1 protein-coding gene, 4 pseudogenes and 1 other annotated feature are annotated in these 3,238 nt (G+C 35.8%); of the genes and pseudogenes, 4 read left to right on the top strand and 1 reads right to left on the bottom strand.

Annotation, left to right across the window (positions count from 1 at the left end):
- Both AVJ19_RS22625 and AVJ19_RS20660 read left to right on the top strand, forming a co-directional pair.
- A pseudogene (locus tag AVJ19_RS22625) lies at nucleotides 1-482 on the top strand (transposase); the annotation flags it as partial.
- Between the two features lie 486 nt (nucleotides 483-968).
- Nucleotides 969-1,103 (top strand): annotated as a pseudogene (locus AVJ19_RS20660) (IS5/IS1182 family transposase); the annotation flags it as partial.
- Nucleotides 1,104-1,136: 33 nt separating this feature from the next.
- Here AVJ19_RS20660 and AVJ19_RS20655 read toward each other — a convergent pair.
- Nucleotides 1,137-1,382 (bottom strand): hypothetical protein, encoded by a 246-nt coding sequence (locus AVJ19_RS20655; RefSeq protein WP_111861379.1) that lies wholly within the window; start codon nucleotides 1,380-1,382, stop codon nucleotides 1,137-1,139.
- 197 nt (nucleotides 1,383-1,579) lie between these two features.
- Here AVJ19_RS20655 and AVJ19_RS20650 point away from each other — a divergent pair.
- Together AVJ19_RS20650 and AVJ19_RS20645 are read left to right on the top strand one after the other, a co-directional pair.
- Nucleotides 1,580-2,461, top strand: a pseudogene (locus AVJ19_RS20650) (contractile injection system protein, VgrG/Pvc8 family); the annotation flags it as partial.
- A 46-nt stretch (nucleotides 2,462-2,507) separates the two neighbouring features.
- A pseudogene (locus AVJ19_RS20645) lies at nucleotides 2,508-3,238 on the top strand (IS3 family transposase); the annotation flags it as partial.
- Nucleotides 2,783-2,899 (top strand) — a sequence feature (AL1L pseudoknot). (Overlaps the previous pseudogene by 117 nt.)

Raw genomic sequence — 3,238 nt, 5'->3', positions numbered from 1 at the left:
CTATTGATGCCTCTCATATGCGAGTGCATCAACATAAGGCAGGAGTGAAAGACCAAGCTATTTCTAATAACGTTGGTGGAAATAGTTCTATAATCTATTTAGTTGTGGATGCGGATGGAAATCCTATTGAATCTATTTTTAATGATAGCAAGACCCATGATGTGAAAGTGCATCTTATTTGTTTGATGTTTTGGATTTAAAGGAAAAAGAAATATTGTGTGCAGATAGGAGTTATAATTCAGAATTATTTAGAGAAAAATTGAGAAAACCGAAACCAAAGTAAATATACTAAAAAAATGTAAGTCTAAATCTAGTAATCAACATATGGATTGGTGTTTATATAAAATCAGGTATTCAATGGAAAATGCATTAACAAGATTAAAAAATATTTACGATGAACTGCCAATCGGTATGACAGGCTAATGCGGAACTATGAAAACTCCGTTGCTTTAGCCTGTATCTTTATCTGGTTACCATTATGAAATGTCAACAAAATCTAAATTATTTTTGGATTTGTTAGAAATAGATTGATCTGGAGTTGGTCACTAAAATCATTCTAAAATTAAAAAATATAGCTTATAGTGATTAGCTTCGATTATATGCAAATTATATAACTTGTAATAGACGCAAAAGTTGTGCCTGTGAAAGAGATAATACTTAAAACTTGTCCTAACCACTTATATAACATTGGAGGATAACTAAGAATTTTGATGCTGCATTTACAATAAAAGAAAAATTGGGCTTGTGAATGTATTTGGCGGTTTGAAAAAATTCAAATTTATTGCTTAGCAATATCGCAATTGATGCAAAATATTAGGTTATAGATCCCATTCTATTACTGGAATCTATAACCTAGAACTGAATAAAGAATGACTTATGAAAGAACCCTATTATTAATCTTCATAATCTAGAAAGGCTTTGTTGCACAAACCTATCTGTAAAGGCTTATTCAACATTATAATTCTCAAATGAATAAGCCCACATCTAAAATATATCGCACAACCAATTGGCCTTCTTATAACAGAGCATTAATAAATCGAGGAAATATCTCTATTTTGTTTGATCCCAAAACTCAATGGTACGCTCAACCAAAAGGCAAGCATTGAATAGCCACCACTTTCCTAGAAAAATATCGTCTATTCTTTTTCAGGAAAAGGTGAATATTCGACTTGATAGTAGTCATATTTATTATCTTTTGTGACACAAATTACGTCATCTAATGCCTGCGGTGTATCGTCAGTATCATCAATCGCTTTAAATAAAACCTTCTGGTATTTGTCTGGGAAATTCAGCCAGTCAGCAAGAATAATTATGCCGAATAAAGTTTGATAATCATAGCCTTTGCATGTAATCGCAGTACTTTTAATATTATCTTTAGACATAAGCTTATAGATTTTATTAGTATTTTCTCTATTGTATACCCTAAAGTTCAAACTTATTTAAAAAATATTGAGGTATAGTACTTTACTTAAATAACCAAGACAGAGTTTGTGGCAGCCATACAAATATCTATAGTGCCTTAAAAATGTGTTTGATATAATTAAACACTGGCAGATTAAAGAATGAATAAAACGACAATATGGCGATCAACATATACGCTGCTTTAGAACAGCTTGGACTGACAGCTCAGAAACGAGCCATTCATATCCAATTTTCAAATACTGACTTAAATAACAAAGTCTTTTTGCAACGTGTTGATGGCACACATCAGTTGAACGATGGTGTTCACCTTCAATTAATCTGCCTAGCAACAGATGCCACTATTCCATTAAAGCAATTCATTGGTAGTCAAGTTGCTATAGATATTGTCACTGATCAATCTCAGTTGACTCGTACGACTGGGATTATCACCAAAGCTGATGCAGGTGCGAGTGATGGTTCACTTACCCTTTATCGTTTAACTGTAGAAGACCCAGCTGCATTGTTCAAACACCGCAGAAATAGCCGTGTATTTATGAATAAATCCGTGCTTGATGTGGTCGATATCTTATTCAAAGAATGGCAAGTGAAAAGCCCATTACTCGCTTCTAGCTTAACCTTAGATAAAAGCGGATTAAGCAAAAGCTATGATGTTCGTCCCTTCATCATGCAGAGCAATGAAACCGACTACGACTTTATTAAACGACTTTTAGCTTCTGAAGGTGTAACTACACTGATTGATGAAGCACAGCATCAAGTATGGAGTTCATCTGAACAGATCAAACCACAAAAGCTACGCTTAATTGATGATAATGCCCAATTTCAAGCATTAGATCGTCGCAATATTCGTTTTCATCGAAGTAGTGCTACAGAACGACAAGACAGTATCACAGCATTCACAGGATTGCGTTCTCTACAACCAACTGCGGTACACCTTCAAAGATGGCAAGCAGATGCTTTAGCACAAGAAGAAGGTGCAGGCTCGGTACTCACAAAACATCAGCATTCAGATAATCAAGATGTAGCAAGTTTAGGCTTTGAACCGTACCGGGTTTGTCGGAGAGTCAATATTCTGAGAGACTATTCCGATGAAAAAACCAAACTATACCCCCGAAATTAGAGAAAGAGCGGTTCAATTACTAATTGAATCTGAAAAAGATTATCCATCGAATTGGGCAGCAGTTTCCGCAATTGCTCCTAAAATTGGCTGTACTCCTGAAACGCTACGTGTTTGGTATCAAAAATACTTAGATCAACAAAATCCCGCCAAAGTACAACAGGTATCTGACCAAGAAAAAATGAAGCAAATGGAACGTGAAATTAAAGAATTAAAACGTGCCAATGAAATTCTACGTAAAGCAGCCGCTTTTTTCGCCCAGGCGGAGCTCGACCGCCCACACAAATAATGGTGGATTTTATCCATAACAATAAAGATCGATATGGTGTTGAAGCGATTTGTAGAATTTTACCGATTGCAGCTTCGACCTATTATCGGGCTTTAGATCTCGTTGATAACCCAGAACATCGAGCGAAACGTGCTCTGCATGATTTACATCATGCAGAGCAAATCAAACGTATTTGGAAAGAAAGTTCAGGTCGATATGGTGTACGTAAAGTTTGGCAAAAATTGAAACGTGAGGGTTATGTTATTGCACGTTGTACAGTTGCTCGATTGATGCAAAAGCTAGATATACAAGGTGTTTGGCGTGGTAAGAACAAACAAACTACCCGCAGCCGAGATGATCAAAAACGGGCAGGTGATTTAGTGAAACGGAATTTTAGTGCTGATCGACCTGACCAATTATGGGTCAGTGACTTT

Origin of the sequence: Acinetobacter sp. CFCC 10889 (assembly GCF_003268395.1) — a bacterium.
GTDB lineage: Bacteria > Pseudomonadota > Gammaproteobacteria > Pseudomonadales > Moraxellaceae > Acinetobacter.
This window is presented reverse-complemented; position numbering and strand designations above follow the sequence as displayed.